Raw genomic sequence first — 24,285 nt, 5'->3', positions numbered from 1 at the left:
TGAATTTGACAGGATGCAGTAGACAGGCCCGCCCTCACCGCGTGTCCGCTTCTGGCCGGAAGGGGGCATTTGCCAAAGCTTAGGCTTGGGGAGCAGATATCCAATTCTGGATCTACGGACTCTTATCGGGGGTAACGAAGGCCAGTTTCCGACCCAAAGGGGCATTTAAGCCAACATCTCGCCTAGCCGACGCATCCAACCACGAACTTCGCCATCGGGATCACGCTCTTCCAACATGGCTGCTGTCATGCAAGGGAACGCATGCTGAGCCAACTTTCTCTTGGCGTTGGAGTCTTTAAGCGGACTGCCTACGCCAGCGTGGGCGACAAAAGCCTCCCCGAAGACCTTTGGAACAGCTTTGCCCGCCATGGGGTGATCAGTGACTTCAATCTCAAATCCGAACGCGAGCGCAATTGCGTCCTTGTGCAAGTAGCTCTCAATCTCATGCTTGGTTGTGACGACAGCCCATGACCCGTCCCCACGGTCATTGACCTGCTGCGCGCTTAGGGCATATGCCGGGACATCGCCGTCGTAGATGTGCACCTCCTGCTTGCCTAGGCCCCGCAGGTAGTGGTGATTGACCCAGTGCTCCAGCGTTCCACCGCCTAGGACAACAAATGCAAGTCGTTCATCGGATGAAAGATTTGGCAGGTTGGAGTCGACCTCGTGGAGCGCTTTGGAAAGGGCTTTCAAGGCTAGTACATCGGTTGGACCTTCGACGCACACTAGTACCTGGACCCGGCTGTCAGGCGTTACGCCCAATGCTTCAGCCACCTTACCGAACACGTCGACCCCCGACTCAACCTGCGGCTTCTTCGTGTCGGAGTGGCGAGAGATGTAACGAATGCTCTGCTGGGGTAGCGCCGAGGCAAATCCGGGACTGTGAGTGGTCAATATGACCTGACAGCCGGGGTCTTCTGACAACACCTTGAAGGAGTCGATGAGAATCCGTTGGTTGCTGGGGTGCTGAGCCGTCTCTGGCTCCTCGATCGCGTAGATGATGCTGCGCTTGGTGCTGGTTTTGAGCCGTCGCTCCGCTTCGGCTTTGAAGAAGCTCACCAGCACAAGCCGCCTGACGCCGCTGCCTCGCTTGTTCAACGGTATGCCATCGTCGGTGCTCAAGCCGAGCGAAAACAGTCCCTGCCACTTGGCGGCGGTGGGAGGGCTGAACTCTGGTGTAAGTTCGCTGGCAAGGTTGGGATCGATCGTGGTCAAAGCTCTGTGCGTGTTCTTCGCAATCTCTTCGGCCTTCTCGCGAACCTTTGTTTGGATTCGAGCAATGTCATCTTGGACCTCTGCAATGGCAGCAGCGACGGCTGCCTTCATCGGGCTTTGGACCTCGCTGTCCGAGTCCCGACTGCTCCGATCACTTTGGAAGAGAGCGAACATCGGCAAGTGAGGCTCAATCTGGTCCCAGATACGTTTGACGTCCTCCTTGGACTTGCCGACCGCGATTGCGACCTCTTGAAGCTTGAGGTCGCCAGCGGCCGCCCAAAGTGCGCGGCGCATGCCAGGGTTGCCCTTCAATGCAACCGCCAAGCCAAGATCTTTCACCCTCTTCTGGAGCTCCTTCTCCTTCAATTCCAGCAGGTTGTCGTAATTGGCCGCAGTGGGGTGAAACGCAAGCACCAGCACTTCTGCGGATGGCTTCTTGCTGGTGCAGTCGTAGGTTTTACGAATTTTCAGCCGGCCGTCCAAGGTCAAAAGATACTCATCGGCCAACGTGGTATCTGCCCCCGCGTCTAACGTCAGTGTTGGCGGAAGCTCCGAGAACTCACACGTGATCGAAACGGTCTTGTCTACGCTGTGAACATGAGCATCTCCCTGCTCCATGGCCACCACGTCTGCGTTGAAGAATATTTCTAGCGCTTCCAGAATCGCTGACTTGCCGATGTCATTCCGGCCGACAAAAGTAGTCAAGTCGTCCAGTTCGACCCGGATCTCATCCCCATAGCAACGAAAGTTGGTAATGCTGATTGCTTCCAAGCGCATATCTTCGCTCCCCCTGAGCGCCTTCCATGCAGCCAAGCCAGCCGCCACTAGATAGTGCCTCGAGGCTGCGGAAGCGGCAACCGAGGCAATCTGAGGGCCTGAGCAAGGGCGCTAGCCTTCGGCACCTAAGATGGCCCGCTAGTCTTAACGCTTCATTCTCACGAATGCGTTCTTGGCTGGCCAAACAGGCGTACGCTCTCAGCTGGTTCCGCAGTTCCCTGAACTGTCGAATCTGGGAACCCACCCTGAAACTACAGTTCGGCATAGTTCGTACTCATGCGATTCGCCATAGTTGGTGCCTACAGCACTGACTTTGCCAAAGCGTCCACTTTCCTGACGGAAAGGGATCCGACCCCGAACCCGCGTTTTGCACTACATTGGTGCAATGTTCGACCCCGCACCCCCGCCGTCCCTCGATGCCCTGGGCACGCCGCTGGCCTGGGCCGGGGCCGATGGCTGCATTGCCGGCTGCAATCCGGCCTTCGCCCGCTGGCTGGGCGTCAGTGCTCGGCGCCTGCTGGGTCGACCGCTGGCCGCACTGGAAGTGCAGGGCGAGGCGCTGGCCCATTTCCTGGCCCGCGATGAGCGCGACAGCCTGCGCCTGAACCGGCTGGCGCTGGCGGTGCCCGGCGAGGCGCCGCGCTTCGCCGAGGGCTGGATGAGCCGCCGCGACGATGGTGGCTGGCTGCTGGAGGCGCATCCGGTCGATGAATTCCCCGGGCTGGACCCGACCCAGGCCCTGCCCAGCGCGCTCAGTGCGGCGCTGAAGGGGCTGGCCCACGAGCTGCGCAACCCGCTGGCCGGGCTGAAGGGCGCGGCCCAGCTGCTGGCCCGCCGCGCGGCCCAGCGCGACGCCAGCGAACGCGAGCTGATCGAGCTGATCGGCTCGGAGATCGAGCGCCTCAACGGCCTGCTTGACCAGCTGCTGTCGCCGGCCCCGGCCGCGCCGCATGCCGAACTGAACATCCATGCGGCGCTGGAACGTGTGCTGCGCTTGGCCGAGAACGAGGCCGGCTGGGCGGTACGGCTGCAGCGCGACTACGACCCCAGCATTCCCGAATTCCATGGCGACGCCGACCGCCTCACCCAGGCGGTGTGGAACCTGGTGCGCAACGCGATCCAGGCCGGCGCCGGCAGCATCACCCTGCGCACCCGCGTGGAGCATGGCGTGCGCATCGCCGAGCAGCTGCACACGCTGGCGCTGCGCCTGGAGATCGCCGACGACGGTCGTGGGGTGCCCGAGGAGTTGGCCGAACACCTGTTCCTGCCGCTGGTCAGTGGCCGTGCCGAAGGCACCGGGCTGGGCCTGGCACTGGCCCAGCAGGTCGCGCGCGAGCATCGCGGCACGCTGACCTACCGTTCGCGTCCGGGCCATACCGTGTTCACCCTGCTGTTGCCGATCGGCAACGGCGCCGCCCCGGCCGAGGAGGCCCCGCGCGATGTCTGAGTCCTCCACCACCGCGCAGCGCATCTGGGTAGTCGACGATGACCGTGCGGTGCGCTTCGTGCTGTGCACGGCGCTGCGCGAGGCGGGCTATCAGGTCGTCGATTTCGACAGTGCCGCCTCCGCCCTGCAGGCCCTGAGCGAGGGCCCGCCGCCGGCGCTGCTGTTCACCGATGTACGCATGCCTGGCGACGATGGCCTGGTGCTGCTCGACAAGCTCAAGGCCGCGCTGCCGCAGCTGCCGGTGGTGGTGATGTCGGCCTACACCGATGTCGCCAGCACGGCCGGTGCGTTCCGCGGTGGCGCGCATGAATTCCTGTCCAAGCCGTTCGACCTGGACGATGCCGTGGCGCTGGCACAGCGCGTGCTGCCGGCGGTGGCGCCCGCGCTGGCCGCTCCCAGCCCCGCCGCCGAAACGCCCAGCGACCAGCCGCCGCAACTGGTGGGTGATACGCCGCCGATGCGCGCGCTGTTCCGCGCCATCGGTCGCCTGGCGCAGGCACCGCTGGCGGTGCTGATCACCGGCGAGACCGGCACCGGCAAGGAGCTGGTGGCCAATGCGCTGCATCGCGAATCGCCGCGCGCGCTGGGTCCGTTCGTCGCGCTCAATACCGCCGCGATTCCCGCCGAGCTGCTCGAAAGCGAGTTGTTCGGCCACGAGGCCGGTGCCTTCACCGGTGCGCAGCGCCGCCATATCGGCCGCTTCGAGCAGGCCAACGGGGGCACGCTGTTCCTGGATGAGATCGGCGACATGCCGCTGCCGTTGCAGACCCGGTTGCTACGCGTGCTGGCGCAGGGCGAGTTCTTCCGCGTCGGTGGCCGCGAACTGATCCGCGTCGATGTGCGCGTGGTGGCCGCCACCCACCAGGATCTGGAGGGACTGGTCGCGCAGGGGAAGTTCCGCGCCGATCTGCTGCACCGCCTGGACGTGGTGCGCCTGCAGCTGCCGCCGCTGCGCGAGCGCCGCGAGGACATCGCGCAACTGGCCAGCACCTTCCTGGCCGCCGCCGCACGCAAGCTGGATACGCCGCCGAAGCGCCTCACCGCCGCGGCCCTGCAGGCGCTGCGCGAGCACGACTGGCCGGGCAACGTGCGCGAGCTGGAGAACGTGTGCTGGCGGATGGCCGCGCTGGCCGCCGCCGACACCATCGGCGTGGCCGATGTCGATACCGCGCTGAACCGCGCGCGCGGCCGCCGCAGCAGTACCAGCGCCGCCGATCCGGGCCAGTGGGAAGCGCTGCTGGCCGAATGGGCGCGCCGTCAGCTGGCCGAAGGCGTGGAAGGGCTGCACGCGCAGGTGCGCGAGCGGGTCGACCATGCCCTGCTGGAGGCCGCGCTGCAGATCACCCATGGCCGCCGCGCCGAAGCCGCTGCCCGCCTGGGCCTGGGCCGCAATACCCTTACCCGCAAGCTGGGCGCCGGGCGCCGTCGCGGGGGCCATTGAACGGTCCCTGCACGCGATCCTCGCGCCCGCTTGCCGAACCGTTGATCGTTCATGGACGATGCCGTCCGTAGTGTCACCTGCAAGGAGTCTTCGATGCGTCTGTCCTTTGCCATCCTGCCGTTGTCCGCCGCCGTGCTGCTGTCTGCCTGTGGCAGCGCACCGAAGAAGGCCGAGCCCACCCCGCCGCCGCCGACCGTGGTCAGTGCCGCCAAGCAGGCCGAGGCCAACCTGTCGCCGGCCTCGGCCAGCATCGTCAGTGGCCGCATCGCGCTGATGGTGGAGCCCGGCGGCATCCACATCACCGGGCTGATCGGCGGCCTGCAGCCGATGCAGCAGGCCGGTTTCCACATCCACGAGCGTGGCGACTGCAGCGCGGTGGATGCCAGCAGCGCCGGCAACCACTTCAACCCCGGTGGCGCCGCGCATGGTCGCGCCGGCACCGGCAAGCACCACCTGGGCGACATGGACAACCTGCGTGCCGATGCCCAGGGCCGCGCCAACGTCGATATCCACCTCAAGGGCGTTACCCTTGGCGGAGGCGCCGCCACCGATATCGCCGGACGTGCACTGGTCGTGCATGCCAACGCCGACGACTATCGCAGCCAGCCCGCCGGCAATGCCGGCGTCCGCATCGCCTGTGGCGTGATCCGGGTTGTCCGCTGATCACTGCAGGCATCATCCAGGGAGAGAATCCAATGCGTCTGATCCACACTTCGCTGTTTGCGGCCATCGCCGCGCTGGGCCTGGCGGCCTGCGGCCAGCAGCCGGCCGCTCCGCAGACTGAAACGCCGCCGGCCGCACCGGCTGACGGCGCCACCACCGAACCGGCCGCAGCGCCGGCACCGGCGGCTGCACCGGCTGGCGACGCTTCGGCCACCGCCGAACTGGCACCGACCCAGGGCAACGAGGCCAAGGGCAGCGTCACCTTCAAGGTGGTCGACGGCAAGGTCCACGTGACCGGTCAGATCACCGGCCTGAAGCCGGGCAGCGAGCACGGCTTCCACATCCACGAGAAGGGCGACTGCAGCGCGCCGGATGGCATGAGCGCCGGCGGCCACTTCAACCCGGGTCACCAGGATCATGGCAATGTGGCCACCGATCCGCACCACGGCGGCGACATGCCCAACATCAAGGCCGACGACAAGGGCGTGGCCACCATCGATGGCCCGGTGTCGAGCAACGTCAACATCGGTAAGGGTGATGACTTCGACATCATCGGCCGCGGCCTGATCGTCCACGCCGATGCGGACGACTACAAGACCCAGCCGACCGGCAACGCCGGCGCGCGCCTGGCGTGTGCGGTGATCCAGAAGGCTCCGTAAGGTCGCTCTTGCTGGAAACGGAAAACGCCGGCACAAGCCGGCGTTTTTCTTTATCGGTGGTGCCGGCCGCTGGCCGGCAATCACAGATCCGGAGGTTGCCGGCCAGCGGCCGGCACCACCAACAGATCACCCAGATCAGCGCGCCAGCAGTTCGCGCGCGTCCTGGCCGGCCTCGCAGTGCACGAACAGCACCGGCACGCCGTGCGCTTCCAGCACCGCGGCCATCTGCCGCTGGCGCATCAGGAACTGTTCGTAGATGCCCTTCAGGCGGTCGCAGTCGTTCTTGCCATGGTTGTAGTGCGCGCACCAGCCGGCCGGGTCGAACAGCGCCATGCGTGCTTCGCCATGGGTATAGCGCAGCAGCGGCTCGGGCGCGGCATTGAGCCACTCGTCCTCGCCCGGCGCCATGATCGCAGTCTCGATCAGCGGCCACAGCGCGGCCAGGCCCTGGTTGTCGTACTGCATCGACATCATCGCGGCCAGGTCGTTCACGGTGAAGTAGCGCGCGTGCTCGACGCGGGCACCGAAGCTGTTCTGCGCCATCAGTGCGGTATCGGCATGCGCCATGCCGTTGGCCAGCAGGGTGTCTTCCAGCGCCTCGGACACGGCATGGGTGGTGGCCACATCACTACCGGTCAGCAGGAACGGCACCACGCGCAGGCCACCGCCCACCAGGGTCGCATCGGCCTGGAAAGGCAGCGGCACATCGCCTGCGGCATCGGTGCCGAACGCCAGCAGGCGCGGGCCCTGGTTGCGGCCCGGGGCACGCATCTGCAGTTCTTCCAGGCGGCGATGGATCGGCCAGCCCGGGCGCAGTACTTCGGCCGGGTCGAAATGGGCGGCGGCGAACACCAGGTCCAGCTCGGCCACCTGCGGCACCAGCTTGGAAAGGTCACGGCCGACGCGTTCGGCCAGTTCACCGGCCTGTTCAGCGCTGAGCACCGCCTGGCGGGGGATTTCGCCGCCGGCCAGTTCCAGGGCCAGCACGCCAAGGGCATTCATCGCGGGGTCGGGTTTGCTCATGGTTCCACGGTTGGCCCATCACAGGGCGGCAGCTACACTTGGCTCCATTATGCCTGCTCCGTCGTGCAGGCCATGTTGCAGACACCCTCATCCATGCCAGGTATCTCCATGCCCAACGCTCGTCCCGTCGCCATCCTCGGTGGCGTCCGCATTCCGTTCTGCCGCCAGAACACCGCGTATTCGGATGTCGGCAACCTCGGCATGTCGGTCCGTACGCTGGGCGCGCTGGTCGAACGTTTCGGCCTGCACGGCCAGCAGCTGGGTGAAGTGGCGATGGGTGCGGTGATCAAGCACTCCAGCGACTGGAACCTGGGTCGCGAAGCCACGCTGTCTTCCGGCCTGTCGCCGTTGACCCCGGGCATCACCCTGCAGCGCGCCTGTGGCACCTCGCTGGACAGCATCATCACCGTCGCCAACAAGATCGCGCTGGGCCAGATCGAATCGGGCATCGGCGGTGGTTCGGACACCACCTCCGACGTGCCGATCGTCTACGGCAAGAAGCTGCGCGCGCGCCTGCTGGCCGCCAACCGTGCCAAGAGCACCGGCGACAAGATCCGCGCGCTTACCGCCGGCTTCAAGTTCTCCGAGCTCAAGCCCGAGTTCCCGGGCGTGGCCGAGCCGCGCACCGGCAAGAGCATGGGCGACCACTGCGAGGACATGGCCAAGGAGTGGAACATCTCGCGCGACTCGCAGGACGAGTGGGCGGTGTCGTCGCACAAGAAGCTGGCTGCTGCCTATGAGCGTGGCTTCTTCAACGATCTGATCGCACCGTTCCGTGGCGTCGAGCGTGACAACATCCTGCGCCCGGATACCTCGCTGGAAAAGCTGGCGACGCTGAAGCCGGCGTTCGACAAGGTCTCCGGCCGTGGCACGCTGACCGCCGCCAACTCCACCCCGCTGACCGACGGCGCCGCCGCCGTGCTGCTGGCCAGCGAAGAGTGGGCGCGCGCCCACGGCCATGAGCCGCAGGCCTACCTGCGCGATGCGCACGTCTCTGCGGTGGACTTCGTACATGGCGAAGGCCTGCTGATGGCGCCGACCGTGGCCGTGCCGGAGATGCTCAAGCGCAACGGCCTGACCCTGCAGGACTTCGACATCTACGAGATCCACGAAGCCTTCGCCGCACAGGTGCTGTGCACCCTGCGTGCGTGGGAGAGCGAGGATTACTGCCGCAACCGCCTGGGCCTGGACGCGCCGATGGGCCGCATCGACCCGGACAAGATCAACCTGCTGGGCTCGTCGCTGGCCACCGGCCACCCGTTCGCCGCCACCGGCGCACGCGTGATCGCCACCGCCGCCAAGCAGCTGGCCGAGCGCGGCGGTGGCCGTGCGCTGGTGTCGATCTGCACCGCCGGCGGCATGGGCGTGGTGGCGATCGTCGAACGCTGATCGCGCGACGCTCCACACAGGAAAACGCCGCCCAATGAGCGGCGTTTTTTTGTTGCTCCGGTGGGTGCCGACCGTTGGTCGGCATTGTGCGGAAAGCATCCACGCATGGCGTGGATCTACTGGGTGGGTGCCGACCGTTGGTCGGCATGCTTCACGGCAACCGCGGATTACCGAATTCGTCGCGCTCTTCGTTGGCGTCATACACCGGCGGCTGCACCGTAACCGGCTGCTCTTCCACAGTGGCACGCAGCGGCGCTTCGCTGCCGCGCACCAGTTCCACGCTGTCCTCGCCGCGCTGCAGGCGCAGCGCATTGGCCAGGCACTGCGCGGCCAGCGCATGATCCCCACGCTGCGCAAACAGTTCACCCAGCGCTTCCCACGCCGGTGCACCCGCGCCCGCGGCGATGGCTTCGTGCAGGAACGCATCGGCGGCATCCCACTGCTGCTGGGCCAGGGCCACGCGGCCCTGTGCCAGGCGCAGCGCGGCCGAGTCGTCATGCACGTTGCGCCAGCGCGCCAGATTGCTCTGGCGCGTGGCCAGGCGCTCGGCCGGAAGGCGACCATACAGCGTCACCAGTTCGTCGTCCCAGCGATGGTCCAGCGCCTGTTCCAGCGCCAGCAATGCCGGCTCATCCCAGTTCAGTGCCACCGCACGGCTGGCATAGGCACCCACCACGTCCGGGGTCGGTCGCAGTGCCTTCGGCGTGGCTTCCCATTGCGCGGCCAGCGCATTGACGTCGACCGCTTCCAGCAGCGCCTGTGCGGCCAGGCGCGCTTCCAGCTCGCTGTTCGCGTCGGCCGGAAGCACCTTGCTCTGGCGCAACGCACCCAGCTGGCCATACGCCTCATGGGCGCGGCCGGCCTGTGCCAGCGCTTCGGTACGCAGCCACAGGCCACGCGGCGGAAGCGGCTGGATCGCCGCTACGTCCAGGGCATTGATCGCATCCACCGGCAGATCGCGTGCCAGCAGCTGCTCGGCGCGCAGCAGCGCCTGCAGGGTGGCATCGCTCTCGCCCAGGCGCTGCAGCAGCGCCTCGCCAGCCGGACCATCGGCACGTGCCTGCGCGCTGCGCACGGCGTTGGCCAGTGCCACCGCGCTCACTTCCGGGTCCTTGGCGGCACCGTCCAGCAGCTTCTCGGCACGCTGCCACTGGCCGTGCTCATAGGCCTGCAGGCCATCGATCAGGCGCACGCGACCCTGCTTGCGGCGGTAGCGGCCCCAGGCGCGGAACGGTGCGGCAATCAGGCTCCACAGCAGCCACAGCACCAGCACCGCGATCACTGTCAGCAGCGCCACCTTCGGCAGGTTGCTGTGGTAGTCGTAGCCACCGTAGCGCAGGGTCACTTCGCCGAAGCGGTTCAGGTCATCGGCGCCGAGCCATTGCGCGGCGACCACACCGATGGCCACGGCCAGCAACAGCACGACCAGGGATTGCAGGGGTTTCATGCGGGCTTACCTCCGGTCGGTCTGGGTGCGCAGTTGCTGCAGGGTGCTGCCAAGAACAGCATCGCTGGCCTGCAGCGGAAGTTCGCGCAAGGCCTTCAGTTCAGCACGTTGTGCGCGCAGGGCTGGTGAATCCGGCCAGCGCCGCTGTGCCCAGTGCTCAACACGGTCCAATGCGGTATTACGGCCCGTGCGATCGCCGCGCTCGATTGCGGCACGTGCCAATGTCAGTTCCAGCTGCAGGGCATCGTCGGCGTTGCGCTGTTCGGCGGCGGTCAGCGGGCCGTTCTGGCGGCTCGGGGTGATGTCCACGAATGGCGCCAGTGTTGCCTGCCACCAGGGTTTGGCGGTGCTGCTGCCGGTCGTGCCGGTGATCTGCGAGGGCAGGCCCTGCAGCGCCCGGCCCACAGCATCCAGGCGCTGCAGCGACTGCACGCGCGGGCCGCTGCCGAGCGCATCCAATGCCTCGCGCTCCTGCACCAGCGCCTGGCGCAGGTTCAGGCCATCACTGTCGGGCAGTTCGGCCAGTGCCGTCGCGGCCTGGGCGTACAACCGGCGTGCGCCTTCCACATCGTCGGCGTAGTTCAGGCGCTGCGCGGCCTGGGTCAGCAGCAGTTCGGCCTCATCGCGCTGTACCGCCTGGCGGCCTTGGTTGGCGCTGTCGGCCAGCTTGGCCAGGTTCTCTTCCAGCAATGCGCTGCGCTGGGAAAGGCCCAGCATCTCGTCGCGCAACACGCGGTTGGTGGCGGCCGCGTCCTGCAGGCGCTGGCTGCTCGCACGCTGGTCACGGCGAAGTGCATCCAGCGTGGCCTCCAGGCCCTGCAGCTGCACGGCGGTGGTCTGTGCCTGCGCTGCCTGTTCGTTCTGTTGCTGTTGCCAGACGTACCAGCCGGCATAGCCGCCCACGCCAAGCACGACCACACCGGCCAGCGGCAGCAGCCAGCGCACGGGTCGACGGGGCGGGGAAACGGGCGGAGTATCGTTCATCGGGCTTCCTTGTCGGCAACGTCGCCGGTCGGGGGCCGGCAGGCCGCGTTGTGCACAGCATCACTGTTGCCGACGACAGCGGCAAGCGTGACCCACGTCCCTGTTCAGGTCGCTGCCGGGACGGTGAGCGTGGCGTGTGCGGCCGCCACCAGCTGCGCGGTGGTGGGGCCGGCCGCGCGCACGACGTGCTGCAGGCCCAGTGCCCGGGCCTGTTCGCTGAGGCGATCACTGGCCACCACGGCGGTCGCATGCGCCTGCAGGCGTTGCTGCAATGCCGGCGAAAGCTGCTGCCAGAAATGCTGCAGCGCTTCGCCACTGCTCACCGCCAGCATCCACGGATACGCTGAATGCGCCAATCGAGCCAGCGCACGGGGCGGCAGGCGCAACAGGCGACGCTGGTAGACGTCGGCACGTTCGATCGTGGCGCCCGCCGCCTGCAGCTGGGCGGCAATCAGTCCACGCCCGCCGGGCGCGGTCACCAGGCCGATGCGCAGGCCCTGTACGTCGGCCAGCACCGGCAGCGCCAGCAGGCCTTCGCTGTCCATCCGCTGCGGCGCGTGCACCTCGGTGATGCCGTGTGCCTGCAATGCGCGAGCAGTGCCTTCGCCCACGGTCAGCCACGGGCTGCGCTGCACTTCGGCCAGCGGCAGCACGGACGCGGCTGCGGCAACGGCGGCCGGGCTGGTGAACACCACCCGATCGCAGTTCAGCGCGCGTTGCAGCTGGCGCAGCACGGGCGTGCCGTGCAGGCGCTGCAACCGCCACGGCGAAAGGGCCAGCACATGCCCGCCCAGCCCAGCAACGGCGCGGCGCAGCGCCGCATGCTGGCCCTGCGGGCGCAGCGAGATCAGGGTCCAGCGCGCGCCGGAACGGGTGGCGCCAGTGGGTATCGTATGGTCGACCATTGCCTGCATTATGCGGGCCCTTCGTTGTCGTGGTCGCTGCTCCGATGTCCGTTGATGCCCTGACTTCCTCGTTGGCCGCCCTGCAGGACGTGCTGGACTGCATGCCGGCGGTGCGCGCCATGCAGATCCAGCTCGATGGTTATGCCGACGGCGTGCTGCGCATCACCGCGCCGCTGGCTGCCAACGTCAACGACAAGGGCAACGCCTTCGGCGGCAGCCTGGCCTCGGTGCTGACCCTGTCCGGCTGGGCGCTGGTCAGCCTGCGCCTGCGCCTGGCCGGCCATGATGCCGAGGTCTATGTGGCCGACAGCAACCTGCGCTACCTGGCGCCGGTCTATGAAGACCTGCACGCCCACGCCGAAGCGGCCGAAGCCACCGGCTGGGACGCCTTCCTGAACACCTTCCGCCAGCGCCGCAAGGCCCGCATCAGCATCATCGCCACCCAGCCCGGTGCCGATGGCAAGCCCGCCGCCGAATTCAGCGGTCGCTTCGTTGCCTTCGCCAAAGGGTAGGATGGCAGGCTGACGTTCCGGGGAAACCACTGATGCGCCGCCTGATCCAGTTCCTGATCTGTTCCCTGCTGCTGGCCAGCGCCGTGGCCTCGGCCGACGACCTCAGCCGCAAGCAGCGCAAGCTGCTGGAAGAGACCCAGATCGCCTACGGGGCGACCATCCGCTGGGGCAGCATGGACGATGCCATCGGCTACCTCGACCCCAAGCTGCGCAAGGAAAAGCCGCCGACCGAGTTCGAGCTCAACCGTTACGCGCAGCTGCGCGTGTCGTCCTACCGCGAGCGCAGCAGCGCCTCGCTGGACGGGGGACTGGTCGAGCGCCGGGTCGAAATCGGGGTGATCAACCAGAACACCCAGGCCGAGCGCACCGTGGTCGTGGTCGAGCGCTGGCGCTGGGACCCGGAAGCCAAGCGCTGGTGGCAGACCGCCGGCCTGCCGGACCTGTGGAAGGGGCAGTGACGGGCCGCGTCCGGCTTGTGCGACAATCGGCGCCCGCTTAATCGACCCGTGACCTGAGTGAATTACGAAGAGTTGCTGGCCTTTGCAGGCCGAAACCCGATGCTGTCCGCGGCCCTGGTCGGCCTGACCGTGGCCATCATCGTCACCGAGATCCGCCGCCTGTTCCGGGGCTTCAAGGGCATCAAGCCCGCCGAACTGACCCAGCTGATGAACGCGGGCGGCACGGTGGTGGTCGACCTGTCGGCCAGCGGTGACTTCGAGAAGGGCCACATTGCCGGCAGCCGCAATGCCCAGGCCAGTGCCTTCGGCCCGGAAAACAAGCTGGTGGCCAATGCCAGGCAGTCGCCGGTGGTGCTGGTCTGCCGCAGCGGCAACGCCTCGGAAACCGCCGCCAAGGCGCTGAAGAAGGCCGGCTTCGAGAAGGTCTACGTGCTCGATGGCGGCATTCCCGCCTGGCAGCAGGCCGAACTGCCGCTGGTCAAGGGCCGCAACTGATTGTCGCAGGTGGCGGATCCGGCCTTGTATGGGCCTGATCCCGCCCCCATCGCAGTAGTTCGACCATCGTTTTCATTGCATTCACCTGGAGTTACTGGAAATGTCCGAAGAGATCACCAACGGCGCCGCTGCGCCGGTCGATGCCGCCACCGGTCCCGCTTTCACCGTCGAGAAGATCTACGTCAAGGACGTCTCCTTCGAGTCGCCGAACGCCCCGACCATCTTCAACGACCAGGTGCAGCCGGAGCTGCAGCTGAACCTGAACCAGCAGGTGCAGCGCCTGGGTGAGAACGCCTTCGAAGTCGTGCTGGCCGTGACCCTGACCTGCCAGGCCGGTGAGCGCACCGCCTACGTGGCCGAAGTGAAGCAGGCCGGCGTGTTCGGCCTGGTCGGCCTGGACCCGCAGTCGATCGACGTGCTGCTCGGCACCCAGTGCCCGAACATCCTGTTCCCGTACGTGCGCCAGCTGATCAGCGACCTGATCCAGGCCGGCGGCTTCCCGCCGTTCTTCCTGCAGCCGATCAACTTCGAAGGCCTGTACGCAGAAACCCTGCGCCAGCGCCAGGAGCAGGGCGACGCACCGTCGCTGGCTGACTCCGAGCCGGCCGGCAACGCCTGATCCCTGCTGCGACGTCACGGATGAGCACTCCCGCTGACAAGATCGCCGTGCTCGGTGCCGGTTCCTGGGGAACCGCGCTGGCCAGCCTGCTCGCACGGCACGGTCACCCGACCGTGCTGTGGGGGCGCGACGCTGCCGTGGTCGAGGCCATCGACCAGCGCCACGAGAACCCGCGCTATCTGCCGGGCATCCCGCTGCCGGACAGCCTGCGTGCCACCACCGACCTGGCGTCGGCGGTGGAGGGCGTGGCCTGGATCCTGGTGGTGACCCCGTCGCATGCGTTCGGCGAGACCGTGCGCGCGCTGGCGCCGCTGCGTCCGGCCGGTGCCGGCGTGGCCTGGGCCACCAAGGGCTTCGAACCCGGTTCGGGCCGCTTCCTGCATGAAGTGGCGCGCGAAGTGCTGGGTGAGGACGTGCCGCTGGCCGTCGTCACCGGGCCGTCGTTCGCCAAGGAAGTGACCCAGGGCCTGCCGACCGCGATCACCGTGCACGGCGACGTGCCCGAGTTCGCGCAGACGGTAGCCGAGGCGATGCATGGCCCGGCGTTCCGCGCCTACACCGGCGACGACATGGTCGGTGCCGAACTGGGCGGCGCAATGAAGAACGTGCTGGCCGTGGCCACCGGCGTGGCCGATGGCATGCAGCTGGGCCTCAACGCCCGTGCCGGCCTGATCACCCGTGGCCTCAACGAGATGCTGCGCCTGGCCGCGGCGATCGGCGCCAAGCCGGAAACGCTGATGGGCCTGGCCGGCCTCGGCGATCTGGTGCTGACCTGCACCGGCGACCTGTCGCGCAACCGCCGCCTGGGCCTGGCCCTGGGCCGCGGCCAGACGCTGCAGGACGCCGTGCGTGAAATCGGCCAGGTGGTCGAGTCGGTGCAGACCGCCGACGAAGTGATGCGACAGGCGCGTCGCCATGGCATCGACCTGCCGATCTCCGACCGCGTGCGTGCCGTGCTGCACGGCGAGCAGACGCCGGAAGAAGGACTGCGCGCATTGCTGGCGCGGGAACAGAAGCCGGAATATCCGGACACGCTGTTCAAGTGAATCGAAAAACCCCGGCCACGTGCCGGGGTTTTTTCTGTGCGCGCCCCATCCACGCATGGCGTGGCTCTACGACGGAACCCGCTTCTGGTAGCTGCCAACCTTGGTTGGCGCTCGGTAGCGCCGGGCCATGCCCGGCGGCATTCATCACCGCGATCGCGGCGGCGCGTTGCTGTTGTCCATGTCCGAGAAGATCAACCACGGCCCATCGTCCGCGCGCTTCAGCGTCAACGTGAACTTGCCGGTGTCTCCTACGTTGTTGCCGTAGGTGTAGGCACCGATGATGTAGCCGACGTTCCCCTCCACCGAGTACGCCAGGGCACGCAGCCGCAACGGACTGCCGCCCTGGCCGGCGTAGGCGCCTGCAATCGCGTCGCGCCCGCGCTCGGGGGGCTGGTTGCTCTGCAGGATGAACCCATCCTCGGCGAACAACCCGGCCAGCGCCTTGGCGTCACCCGCACGCCACGCCTGCTCGTAGTCGCGCAGCACGCGATCCAGCGAAGGGGGCAGCGTTACATCCGGCAGCGCAGTGGCAGCCGGTGCCGATGGCGGGCCATCGGCGGCCAGCAGCGGGCCGGACAGGGCGAGAAGCAGCAGGCAGATACGCATCGGCTCAGTCCTTGGGTGCGCCGGTGAGCGCCAGGGCGAGTATCCCCCATCGGCGCCCGACCGGCGCTGGCGCAGGCCCCATTGAAAGCGCGTTGCCGCTTCGGCATGCTCGACGTCAACCGGGGGAGGGGACGCATGCATTTTTTCCAACTGGACCAGTTCGCAGGTCATCTCAACGAAACCTTCAGTGCCGACATCGAGAACACCGGTGTTCCGTTCGTGCTGGTGGAAGCCGCGCCGATGCCCGATCGGCAGATTGCAGGCCAGATGCGTGCACCGTTCTCGCTGCTGTTCCGCAATGAATCGGCGGTGCTGTTCCCGCAGCGCACCTACACCATGCGCCACCACGGGCTCGGCGAGTTCGGCATTTTCCTGGTACCGATCGCGCGCGATCGGACCGGCTTCATCTATCAGGCACTGTTCAACTGACCGCCGTCGCCACCCAGCGCATGCGCAGGTGGCTGCCGGTATCGCCTTCGGTGTGGAACGCGAGCCGTTCGTAGAGCCGGCGCGCAGCCAGGTTTTCCCATGCGACATGCAGGACGACGCTGTGCAGCGGCACGGCATGCGCCGCGCGTTGTACCCAGCGCACCAGGGCCGAGCCGATGCCGCAGCCACGCACGGCGTCCAGCAGGGCGATATCGATGAGGGTGGCTTCGTGCTCGTCGCAATGCAGGTACAGGCGCCCGATCGGCCGCCCGGCCTGCTCGACCAGCAGATAGTGCGCAGGCTGGTAATGCCGGGTGTAGTGCAGGTGCTGCAGTGCGAACTGGTTGTCGAGGAACGCCTGGCGCAGCGAGTCGGGCCACCCGACATGGGCCAGCTCGGCCGCACGCGACTCGGCGTAGAGCCGCTGCAGGAACGGCAGGTCGCCATCCTGTGCTTCGCGCACGCTCACACCTGCGGGAAGACCGTCCCCCGTCGCAGGCAGCCACGCTGCCCGCAACGAGGGAAAGGCCAGTGCCACGTTCGCCGTCACGGCCGCGTCGGGAAGACGCCGGACAGGCAGATGCAGAAGTTCAGGGCGAGATAGGGCTGCCGGTTCTCATGCGGCAGACTCCCACCCGCAACGCCCACCGTCGTCAGCGGGAAGGTACTGTTGACCGTCGGTGTCACGGCCAGGATCGGGCTCGACTCCGGCGTGATCAGTGCATTGCCATTGGCGGGTATGCCACTGCGATGCGCAGTGTCGGGTTGGTTGTAGATGCGCGCGCCATGGGTGTGGTTGGGCATCTCGCTGATCAACAGGGTGACATTGTCGCTGCCAAAGGTCTCGCCCATGTCGCGCTGCGACAGGCCCGGGCCGCTGCCCTGGCCGCATGCGATGTTGTTGGTGAAGTTCGGCAGCTGGTAGTTGCTGGTGCCGTTGCCGCCGAAGGTCGTTCCCAGCAGTGAGAACAGCGCGGTGTTCTGCTGGATCGGCATCAGCTGTCCTTGGCACATCGCCCAGTTGTAAGGGGCGAAGTTGAAGCCGAAGATCTGGATCTCGCCGGTAAAGGGATCGCTCATGATAGGGGTCCTGGTAGGCGGTCGATGATCGTCAGCCCTGCGATGGGAAGACGCCGGCCCATGCGATGCAGTAGCGGGCGACCAGCGAGGGCATGGTGTTGTCGTGTGGCTGGCTGCCGCCGATCGCGCTCACCGATGCTGCCACCAGGGTGCCACTGCCAAGATCGGTGGTGCTGTCGGTGTACAGCGTGTCGCCACTGACCGCGCCGAGCTGCAACGCCGGCCCGGGTGCCGGCGACGTGGCTGCCGAGTTCACCGCATTGAAAGCATGGGTATGCGCGGGCAGCTGCGCGGTGGTCAGGGTGACCGATTCGCTGCCGCCTACCTGGCCAAGCACATAGGTGCCGAGGCCATTGCCGGTGCCCTGGTGAACCGGTACGCGCCCGCAGAGGTTGGGCAGGCCGAAGGTGGTCACACCATCGCCGCCGTAGGTGGTGCCCAGCAAGGTGTACAGCACGTCGTATTCGGAAATGGGCAGCAGTCGGCCATCACAATCGAACCAGCCCGCCGGCGCGAAGTTGTAGGGAAACAGACGGACTTCGCCAACAAAAGGTTGAGACATGGCAGAAACTCCGGTCAGTTGCGCGAAGGGTAGATTCCATAAAGTGCGATACAGAAGTTGATGACCAGATACGGTTGCAGGTTCGCGTGTGGCTGCGTCTGGCCGCTGGCATCAAGCACGTTCAAGGGCACCTGTGCTCCGCTTGAAGCACCGTAGACATTCTGCGTGCCGGTTTTGCCGAGCAGCACGTTGCCCTGTGGGATACGCGTTGAGCCGTCGGCGGTGGTGCCGCCGAAAACGTGCGCGTGCTGGGGAATCTGCGACGTCAGCAGGGTCACGCTCTCCAGCCCCTGGTGATCACCCATGTTGCTGCCATTGGTGGATCCCCGGGGCGTGCGGCTACGCAGGTCCGGAAGCTGGAAAATGGTCGTGCCGTTGCCACCGTAGAACGTGCCCAACAGCGAAAAAAGCGCGGTGTTCTGCTGGATGGACATCGACTGACCGTTGCAGAAAGCGAAGTTCTTCGGCGCGAAGTTGAACGCCACGGGCATTATCTGCCCGAGAAAGGGTTCCGACATACGATTTTCCCCCTGGGATAGGCGCCGGCACTTGGCCCCCGGCCGGCGATATAACTCTGGCGCATTATCGGGATCCTTGACAAGTGCCAGTGGCTGTGGGCAAGAATATCGCGCTGTCTGCCCATGTGATTCAGGGATTCGAGGGGCAGGACCGCCGGGCAGGGCCAGGGAGTCTGCCCGGTGGGGAGGTCAGGAACCGCGGCTGCCCGACCGGGTGCCACGGCGGTTTTCTCACTCGCGCTACAAGGCGCAGCGCCCGTCGGGAAGCCGGGCAAGCAGGGGGCAAAACATGTGGCACGCAGAGTCGATGCATCGCGACGCGATGCGCTATGGGCTCGGCCGTCGTTTTTGGGGCCGCCTTGGGGCAATCCTGCTGCTGGGCGCCACACTCGCGCTGCCCGGAATTTCACATGCAGCATGCTCGGTTTTCACGCCGGCCAATGCCAGCGCAGGCTCACCGATGGCCGCCGGCAGCACCATTACCATCGACGCCTCGAGCTGCCAGGGCGTAGCCGGTTTCGGCATCGGCAATGTGACCACGCCGGCCAGCAACGGTACCGCCACCATCGCCAGCCATGCGGCCTCGAAAATCTCCTATGCCCACAGTGGCAACGGATCGACGACCGACACCTTCGCCTTTGATGATGGCACCGGCTCGCACAATGTGCAGGTCACCGTGTACATCCAGGCAGCGGCCTCGCCGATCACGATTTCGCCGGCCACCGTGCCCAGCGCAACGGTGGGAGTGTCCTATGCAGGTGTCACGCTCAGCGCCAGCGGTGGTACCGCACCCTACAGTTATGCCGTCACTTCCGGTGCACTGCCGGCCGGAATGACGTTGAGTGGCACAGGCCTCCTGTCCGGCACGCCGACCACGCAGGGGACGTTCGCGTTCTCGGTTACCGCCACCGACGGTGCCGGCACACCGTTGACGGGCACGGCGAGCTACTCGATCAGCGTTGCCGCGCCGACCATCACGGTCACCAATGTGCCTTCCGCAGCAGCCATCAATACGCCGTATTCCTTCACGCTGACCGCAAGTGGTGGCAATGGCCCCTACAGCTTTGCGCTCGACGCCGGTACCACTTTGCCGACCGGGCTGGTGCTGGCCAGCAACGGGGCCATCACGGGTACGCCCACCGCACTGGGGGTGACGAACTTCAGCGTGCGCGTCACCGACAGCAGCACGCCCACGCCTTTCTTCTCGGCGACCAGCCTGTCGATCAACGTCCAGAACGTGGTGCCGCCGGTCGCCAATCCGGTCAGTGCGACGGTTGCCTATGGCAGTACCAGCAATCCCATCACCTTGAACATCACCGCTGGCGTCCCGGCGTCGGTAGCGGTCGGTACGCAGGCCGCGCATGGCACTGCAACCGCCTCGGGAACCTCGATCACCTACACCCCCACGCCGGGCTATGCCGGGCCGGACAGCTTCACCTATACCGCCACCAATGCCGGCGGCACATCGGCGCCGGCGACCGCAACGATCACCGTCTCGCCAACGACCGTCATCTACGCACCCGTCACGCCCTCCGCAGGAACCGTCGGCGTGGCGTACGGCCAGTCACTGGCCGGGGCCAGCGGCGGCGCCATACCGTACAACTACACGCTCAACTCGGGCAGCCTGCCGCCTGGATTGACCCTGGCGGGCAACGGCATCCTGTCCGGCACGCCGACCGCCAACGGCAGCTTCAGTTTCACCGTACGCGCCACTGACAGCAGCACCGGAACCGGCCCGTTCAGCGCCACCAGCGGCACGCTGACACTGAACATCGCCGCCGCGACCCTCACCTATGCACCGGGCAGCCCGGCTGCCGCAACGGTCGGCACGGCATACAGTGGCTCGCTGGCCAGTGCAGCAGGCGGCACCGCGCCCTACAGCTATGCGATCACCTCGGGCAGCCTGCCGGCCGGCATCACGCTGGCCAGCAACGGCAGCCTGGCGGGCACGCCGACGGCCGGCGGTACTTTCAATTTCACGGTGACCGCCACCGACAGCAGCGGTGGCACCGGCCCCTTCAGCGCGACCAGCGCGTCGCTGGCGCTGACCGTGAACGCGCCGACGATCGCGATCGCGCCAAGCTCGCTGCCCAATGCCACCGTGGCCGCGGCCTACTCGCAGACCGTGACCGCTTCCGGCGGCACCGTTGGCTACAGCTACGCGGTCACCGCCGGGTCCCTGCCGCCGGGCCTGAGCCTGTCGAGCGGCGGCGTGATCAGCGGTACGCCCACTACAGGCGGTACCTACAACTTCACGCTTACCACCACCGACAGCAGCACGGGGACTGGCCCGTACACCGGCAGTAGTGCGTATGCGATCACCGTGAGCGCACCCACGCTGACATTGACGCCGACTCCGGGCAGCGTGCTCAACGCTACCGCCGGCGCAGCGGTGACCGGATTGAGCTTCACTGCCGCCAATGGCACCGCACCGTACAGCTACGCGATCACCGCGGGCGCCTTGCCGCCTGGCGTCACCCTGGCCTCCACCGGCAGTTTGTCGGGCACGCCCAGCGCGACGGGCACCTTCAGTTTCACCGTGACCGCCACCGATGACTCCAGTGGTCCGGGCGCCCCCTTCAATGTGTCGGGCAGCTACACGCTGTCGGTGGCCGCACCCACCATCACGCTGTCGCCGGCGACGTTGCCCGCGCCGACGGTGGGCATCGCGTACAGCCAGACTTTCGTGGCTTCGGAAGGTCATCCGGCCACGTTCACCTATGCCGTCAGCGCGGGTGTGGTGCCGGTAGGCCTGTCGTTGAACGTCAGCACCGGCGTGCTCAGTGGTACGCCGACCCAGGCGGGCGCCTTCAGCTTCACCATCACCGCCACCGACGGCGGTGGATTCACCGGCAGCCAGTCCTATTCGGGCACCGTCGCTGGCGGTGTCGTCGTGCTGCCGGCGGAGAGCCTGGCCAATGCCATTGCCGGCACCGCCTACAGCCACGGCTTCTCCGCCAGTGGCGGCACACCGGGCTATACCTACGTGGTGCAGGGCGGTGCAGTGCCAGCAGGCCTGTCGCTGTCCAGCACCGGCGTGTTGTCGGGTACGCCGACCGTGGCAGGCAGCTTCAACTTCATCGTGAGGGCCACCGACAGCAGTACCGGCACCGGTGCACCGTTCACCGGCAGCCAGAACTACACGCTGACCGTTACCGCGCCGGCGATCTCGCTGGCGCCAACGACGCTGCCGTCCGCGACCGGTGGGGTGAGCTACCTGCAGTCGGTCAGTGCCAGTGGAGGCAACGGCAGCTACACCTTCAGCCTGTCCGCTGGCATGCTGCCGCCGGGTATCGGCCTGAGCAGTGCCGGCGTCCTGTCGGGTACACCGACCGCCACAGGCAGCTATGCCTTTACCCTCACGGCCACCGACGGCCTCGGCTTCACTGGCAGCCAGGCCTACACCTTCACCGTCAATGCGCCGACCATCGCGATCACGCCGGCCACGCTGCCTGCGGCAGCGGGCAGCACTCCCTACAGCCAGACACTGACGGCCAGCGGTGGCAACGGCGGTTACACCTTCAGCCTGACCGCAGGTGCGCTGCCACCGGGCATCGCGCTGAGCAGCGCGGGCGTGATCAGTGGCACACCGACCACCCTCGGCAGCTACAACTTCACCGTGCGCGCGACCGATGGTTTCGGCTTCAGCGGCAGCCAGGCCTACACGGTGGCGGTGAATGCACCGGCCATTGTCTTCATCCAGACCACGCTGCCCGGTGGCCAGGTGGCAACGGCCTACAGCCAGACAGTGAGCGCCGGTGGCGGAAGTGGCAGTTTCACCTACAGCCTGACCACGGGCGCACTGCCTCCCGGGATCGCGCTGAGCAGCGCCGGTGCGCTCAGTGGCACGCCCACGGCGGCCGGCAACTACAGCTTCACCGTCACCGCGACCGATACCTTCGGCTTCACCGGAAGCCAGGCATTCACAGTGGGCATCAACCAGCCGGTGCCGGTGGTGGTCAATGATGCGGCCAGTACGCCGGCCAACGCGGCGGTGACCGTCAACGTCACCGCCAACGACACCGGGCCGATCACCAGCATCGCGATCGCACAGGCACCCACGCATGGCACAGTGGTGGTCAGCGGGCTGGACGTGGTGTACACCCCGGCCACCAGCTTCTTCGGCAGCGACAGCCTGACCTACACCGCCACCGGTCCCGGTGGCACTTCCACGGCGGCCGCGGTGAGCATCACCGTCACGCCGCTGGCGGTGCCGGTGGCGGCGGCGCACAGCGCCACCGTGCTGGCCGGGCAATCGGTCACCGTGCAGGCCGACGCCGGGGCAACCAATGGCCCGTTCACCGCGGTCACCATCACCCGTGCGCCGTCGTCGGGCACCGCCGTGGTGCAAGGCACCAGCATCGTCTACAGCGCCGACGCCGATGCCTCCGGCGCGGTTGATTTCGACTACACGCTCAGCAACCCGTTCGGTGCATCGGCACCGGCGCGGATCAGCGTCAACGTCAATCCGCGACCGGTGGCACCGGCACTGACCGCTTCGGCGATTGCCGGCACCGTGGTCAACGTGGATCTCACCACGACCGCACGCGGCGGACCATTCACCGCCGCCAGCGTGGTGTCGGTCTCGCCGGCTGAAGCGGGCACGGCCAGCGTCTCCGCCAGCGGCACCGGCTACACGCTGGCCTTCACCGCGGCGGCGACGTTCGGGGGAGCGGTGCGCATCACCTACACGCTGAGCAACGCCTTCGCCACGTCGGCACCCGGCACGGTGGATGTGATGGTCAAGCCGCGCAGCGATCCCTCACGTGATGCCGAAGTGCTGGGCGTGCTCGACGCACAGGTCGAAGGTGCGAGGCGCATGGCGATCGGCCAGATCGGCAACTTCCAGCGGCGCCTGGAAAGCCTGCGAGCTGGTGGCAGTCGCGGCGGCTTCAGTAACGGCATCACCTTCAGTTCGGCCAGCAGTCAGCGCCGTGCGCAGCAGACGGAGCTGCTGCAGAAGGGCATCGGCGCCAGCGGCGAGGCACTGTCGATGGTCGAGGAACCGGCGCTGCAGGGCGATACCGCGCCTGCGACCACGTCGGCCGACGGCTTCGCGTTCTGGACCGGCGGTGCGGTGAACTTCGGCACGCTGAAGCCGGGTGCAGGCAGCAACGGCATCGACTTCACCACCTCTGGCGTCAGCCTGGGTGCGGACCGCCAGCTGGGTCCGTCGTTGAGCCTGGGCGCGGGCATCGGCTATGGCCACGACGCGTCGGATATCGGCCGCAATGGCAGCCGCAGCACGGTGGATGGTTACAGCATCGCCGGCTATGCCAGCTTCCATCCGGAAGGCGGGTTCTATGTGGATGGCCTGCTCGGCTATCAGTGGCTGACCTTCGATGCACGCCGCTTCATCACCGACAACGGCAATACCGCCTACGGCAGCCGCGACGGCACGCAGTGGTTCGCCTCGTTCTCCACCGGTTTCCAGCATCGCCTCGACAACCTGCTGCTGACCCCGTACGGGCGCCTGGACCTGGCCCGGGCAACGCTGGACGGCTACCGCGAACGCGGCGATGCGGTGTACACGCTCGACTACGAGAAGCAGACGGTGAACACCAGTACCGCCACCGCAGGTGTGCTGGCACAGTGGCTGGTGAAGCGCGATTACGGCATGTGGACGCCGCAGCTGCGCGCCGAGTTCGGCCATGACATGCAGGGTTCCAGCGAGGCCTTCATGCGCTACGCCGACCTGATGTCCGGCCCGGTCTATCGCGCCACCCTGGGCCGGCAGTCGCGCAACCACACGCTGCTGGGTGCGGGTATCGGCCTGCAGACGCTGAAGGGCTGGTCGCTGCGCGCCGAGTACCAGAGCCAGTTCGACAGCAGCAGCCGCGACAACCAGGGCATCCAGATCAGCGTGCAGAAGACCCTGCCGCCGTGACGGTGCCCGCGGTGGCGGCCGTTGTGCCGCCACCGCGCGCTGCGGTGCAACCCGGTACCCGTACAATCGCAGTCCCGGCAGGCGCGCTGACCGCACCTGCCGTGGACCTCGATTGGATGGAAC

General features: G+C 67.1%; 22 protein-coding genes. 12 read left to right on the top strand and 10 right to left on the bottom strand.

The window, feature by feature from the left end; all coding sequences use genetic code 11:
* Nucleotides 1-165 precede the first annotated feature (165 nt).
* Entirely contained in the window at nt 166-1,992 is a 1,827-nt protein-coding gene (locus BKE09_RS10450) for an ATP-binding protein (protein ID WP_065195982.1), read from the bottom strand.
* A 385-nt stretch (nt 1,993-2,377) separates the two neighbouring features.
* On the opposite strand from BKE09_RS10450, the gene BKE09_RS10445 reads away from it, so the two are divergent.
* The 4 genes from BKE09_RS10445 to BKE09_RS10430 all read left to right on the top strand — a co-directional run bounded on the left by BKE09_RS10445 (nt 2,378) and on the right by BKE09_RS10430 (nt 6,202).
* On the top strand, nt 2,378-3,439 hold the full coding sequence (locus BKE09_RS10445) for an ATP-binding protein (RefSeq protein ID WP_075676689.1): 1,062 nt from the start codon (nt 2,378-2,380) through the stop codon (nt 3,437-3,439).
* A complete protein-coding gene (gene ntrC, locus BKE09_RS10440; RefSeq protein ID WP_075675692.1) occupies nt 3,432-4,880 on the top strand; it encodes a nitrogen regulation protein NR(I) in 1,449 nt (482 codons plus the stop codon). The genes BKE09_RS10445 and ntrC overlap by 8 nt, the downstream gene beginning before the upstream one ends.
* Before the next feature lie 93 nt (nt 4,881-4,973).
* Complete coding sequence (locus tag BKE09_RS10435) at nt 4,974-5,543, top strand: superoxide dismutase family protein (protein WP_014035519.1); 570 nt, start codon at nt 4,974-4,976, stop codon at nt 5,541-5,543.
* 32 nt (nt 5,544-5,575) lie between these two features.
* Nucleotides 5,576-6,202, top strand: a complete 627-nt coding sequence (locus BKE09_RS10430; protein ID WP_075675691.1) for a superoxide dismutase family protein — start codon at nt 5,576-5,578, stop codon at nt 6,200-6,202.
* 135 nt (nt 6,203-6,337) lie between these two features.
* Here the strand turns inward: BKE09_RS10430 and BKE09_RS10425 are convergent, their stop codons facing one another.
* Nucleotides 6,338-7,225: a hypothetical protein gene (locus BKE09_RS10425; RefSeq protein WP_075675690.1), complete on the bottom strand. Its 888-nt coding sequence runs from the start codon at nt 7,223-7,225 to the stop codon at nt 6,338-6,340.
* Between the two features lie 93 nt (nt 7,226-7,318).
* On the opposite strand from BKE09_RS10425, the gene BKE09_RS10420 reads away from it, so the two are divergent.
* On the top strand, nt 7,319-8,614 hold the full coding sequence (locus BKE09_RS10420; RefSeq protein ID WP_029550824.1) for an acetyl-CoA C-acetyltransferase: 1,296 nt from the start codon (nt 7,319-7,321) through the stop codon (nt 8,612-8,614).
* 151 nt (nt 8,615-8,765) lie between these two features.
* Here the strand turns inward: BKE09_RS10420 and BKE09_RS10415 are convergent, their stop codons facing one another.
* The 3 genes from BKE09_RS10415 to BKE09_RS10405 form a co-directional block, all read right to left on the bottom strand.
* Entirely contained in the window at nt 8,766-10,061 is a 1,296-nt protein-coding gene (locus BKE09_RS10415; RefSeq protein WP_075675689.1) for a heme biosynthesis HemY N-terminal domain-containing protein, read from the bottom strand.
* Between the two features lie 6 nt (nt 10,062-10,067).
* Nucleotides 10,068-11,045, bottom strand: coding sequence for a uroporphyrinogen-III C-methyltransferase (locus BKE09_RS10410; protein ID WP_075675688.1), 978 nt, complete (start codon nt 11,043-11,045; stop codon nt 10,068-10,070).
* 104 nt (nt 11,046-11,149) lie between these two features.
* Nucleotides 11,150-11,959: a uroporphyrinogen-III synthase gene (locus tag BKE09_RS10405; protein ID WP_075675687.1), complete on the bottom strand. Its 810-nt coding sequence runs from the start codon at nt 11,957-11,959 to the stop codon at nt 11,150-11,152.
* Nucleotides 11,960-11,994: 35 nt separating this feature from the next.
* On the opposite strand from BKE09_RS10405, the gene BKE09_RS10400 reads away from it, so the two are divergent.
* The 5 genes from BKE09_RS10400 (at nt 11,995) to BKE09_RS10380 (ending at nt 15,080) form a co-directional block, all read left to right on the top strand.
* Entirely contained in the window at nt 11,995-12,462 is a 468-nt protein-coding gene (locus BKE09_RS10400; RefSeq protein ID WP_005407593.1) for a YiiD C-terminal domain-containing protein, read from the top strand.
* A gap of 32 nt (nt 12,463-12,494) precedes the next feature.
* Nucleotides 12,495-12,920 carry a hypothetical protein gene (locus tag BKE09_RS10395; RefSeq protein WP_014035526.1) on the top strand — a complete coding sequence of 142 codons (426 nt, stop codon included), beginning with the start codon at nt 12,495-12,497 and terminating at the stop codon, nt 12,918-12,920.
* 57 nt (nt 12,921-12,977) lie between these two features.
* Entirely contained in the window at nt 12,978-13,415 is a 438-nt protein-coding gene (locus tag BKE09_RS10390; protein ID WP_014035527.1) for a rhodanese-like domain-containing protein, read from the top strand.
* Nucleotides 13,416-13,515: 100 nt separating this feature from the next.
* Nucleotides 13,516-14,034 (top strand): protein-export chaperone SecB, encoded by a 519-nt coding sequence (gene secB, locus BKE09_RS10385; RefSeq protein WP_005407596.1) that lies wholly within the window; start codon nt 13,516-13,518, stop codon nt 14,032-14,034.
* Between the two features lie 20 nt (nt 14,035-14,054).
* A complete protein-coding gene (locus BKE09_RS10380) occupies nt 14,055-15,080 on the top strand; it encodes an NAD(P)H-dependent glycerol-3-phosphate dehydrogenase (protein WP_075675686.1) in 1,026 nt (341 codons plus the stop codon).
* 144 nt (nt 15,081-15,224) lie between these two features.
* Here BKE09_RS10380 and BKE09_RS10375 read toward each other — a convergent pair whose 3' ends face one another.
* Nucleotides 15,225-15,686: a nuclear transport factor 2 family protein gene (locus BKE09_RS10375; RefSeq protein WP_075675685.1), complete on the bottom strand. Its 462-nt coding sequence runs from the start codon at nt 15,684-15,686 to the stop codon at nt 15,225-15,227.
* Between the two features lie 135 nt (nt 15,687-15,821).
* Here BKE09_RS10375 and BKE09_RS10370 point away from each other — a divergent pair, with 135 nt between their 5' ends.
* Entirely contained in the window at nt 15,822-16,115 is a 294-nt protein-coding gene (locus BKE09_RS10370) for a hypothetical protein (protein WP_049470820.1), read from the top strand.
* On the opposite strand, the gene BKE09_RS10365 is transcribed toward BKE09_RS10370, so the two are convergent.
* From BKE09_RS10365 to BKE09_RS10350, 4 genes are all read right to left on the bottom strand, one after another.
* Complete coding sequence (locus BKE09_RS10365; protein ID WP_223224518.1) at nt 16,108-16,578, bottom strand: GNAT family N-acetyltransferase; 471 nt, start codon at nt 16,576-16,578, stop codon at nt 16,108-16,110. The two genes, BKE09_RS10370 and BKE09_RS10365, sit on opposite strands and share 8 nt — an antisense overlap.
* An 83-nt stretch (nt 16,579-16,661) precedes the next feature.
* Nucleotides 16,662-17,195: a tail fiber protein gene (locus BKE09_RS10360; RefSeq protein ID WP_075675684.1), complete on the bottom strand. Its 534-nt coding sequence runs from the start codon at nt 17,193-17,195 to the stop codon at nt 16,662-16,664.
* Nucleotides 17,196-17,226: 31 nt separating this feature from the next.
* Nucleotides 17,227-17,757, bottom strand: coding sequence for a tail fiber protein (locus BKE09_RS10355; RefSeq protein WP_075675683.1), 531 nt, complete (start codon nt 17,755-17,757; stop codon nt 17,227-17,229).
* Between the two features lie 14 nt (nt 17,758-17,771).
* Nucleotides 17,772-18,275 (bottom strand): tail fiber protein, encoded by a 504-nt coding sequence (locus BKE09_RS10350; protein ID WP_075675682.1) that lies wholly within the window; start codon nt 18,273-18,275, stop codon nt 17,772-17,774.
* 289 nt (nt 18,276-18,564) lie between these two features.
* On the opposite strand from BKE09_RS10350, the gene BKE09_RS10345 reads away from it, so the two are divergent.
* Nucleotides 18,565-24,162: a putative Ig domain-containing protein gene (locus BKE09_RS10345; protein ID WP_075675681.1), complete on the top strand. Its 5,598-nt coding sequence runs from the start codon at nt 18,565-18,567 to the stop codon at nt 24,160-24,162.
* The last annotated feature ends 123 nt before the right edge of the window (nt 24,163-24,285 follow it).

Source organism: Stenotrophomonas sp. TD3 (genome assembly GCF_001939825.1).
Taxonomy (GTDB): Bacteria; Pseudomonadota; Gammaproteobacteria; order Xanthomonadales; family Xanthomonadaceae; genus Stenotrophomonas.
The sequence above is the reverse complement of the archived record's forward strand: the minus strand, read 5'-3'. Positions and strand labels throughout refer to the sequence as shown.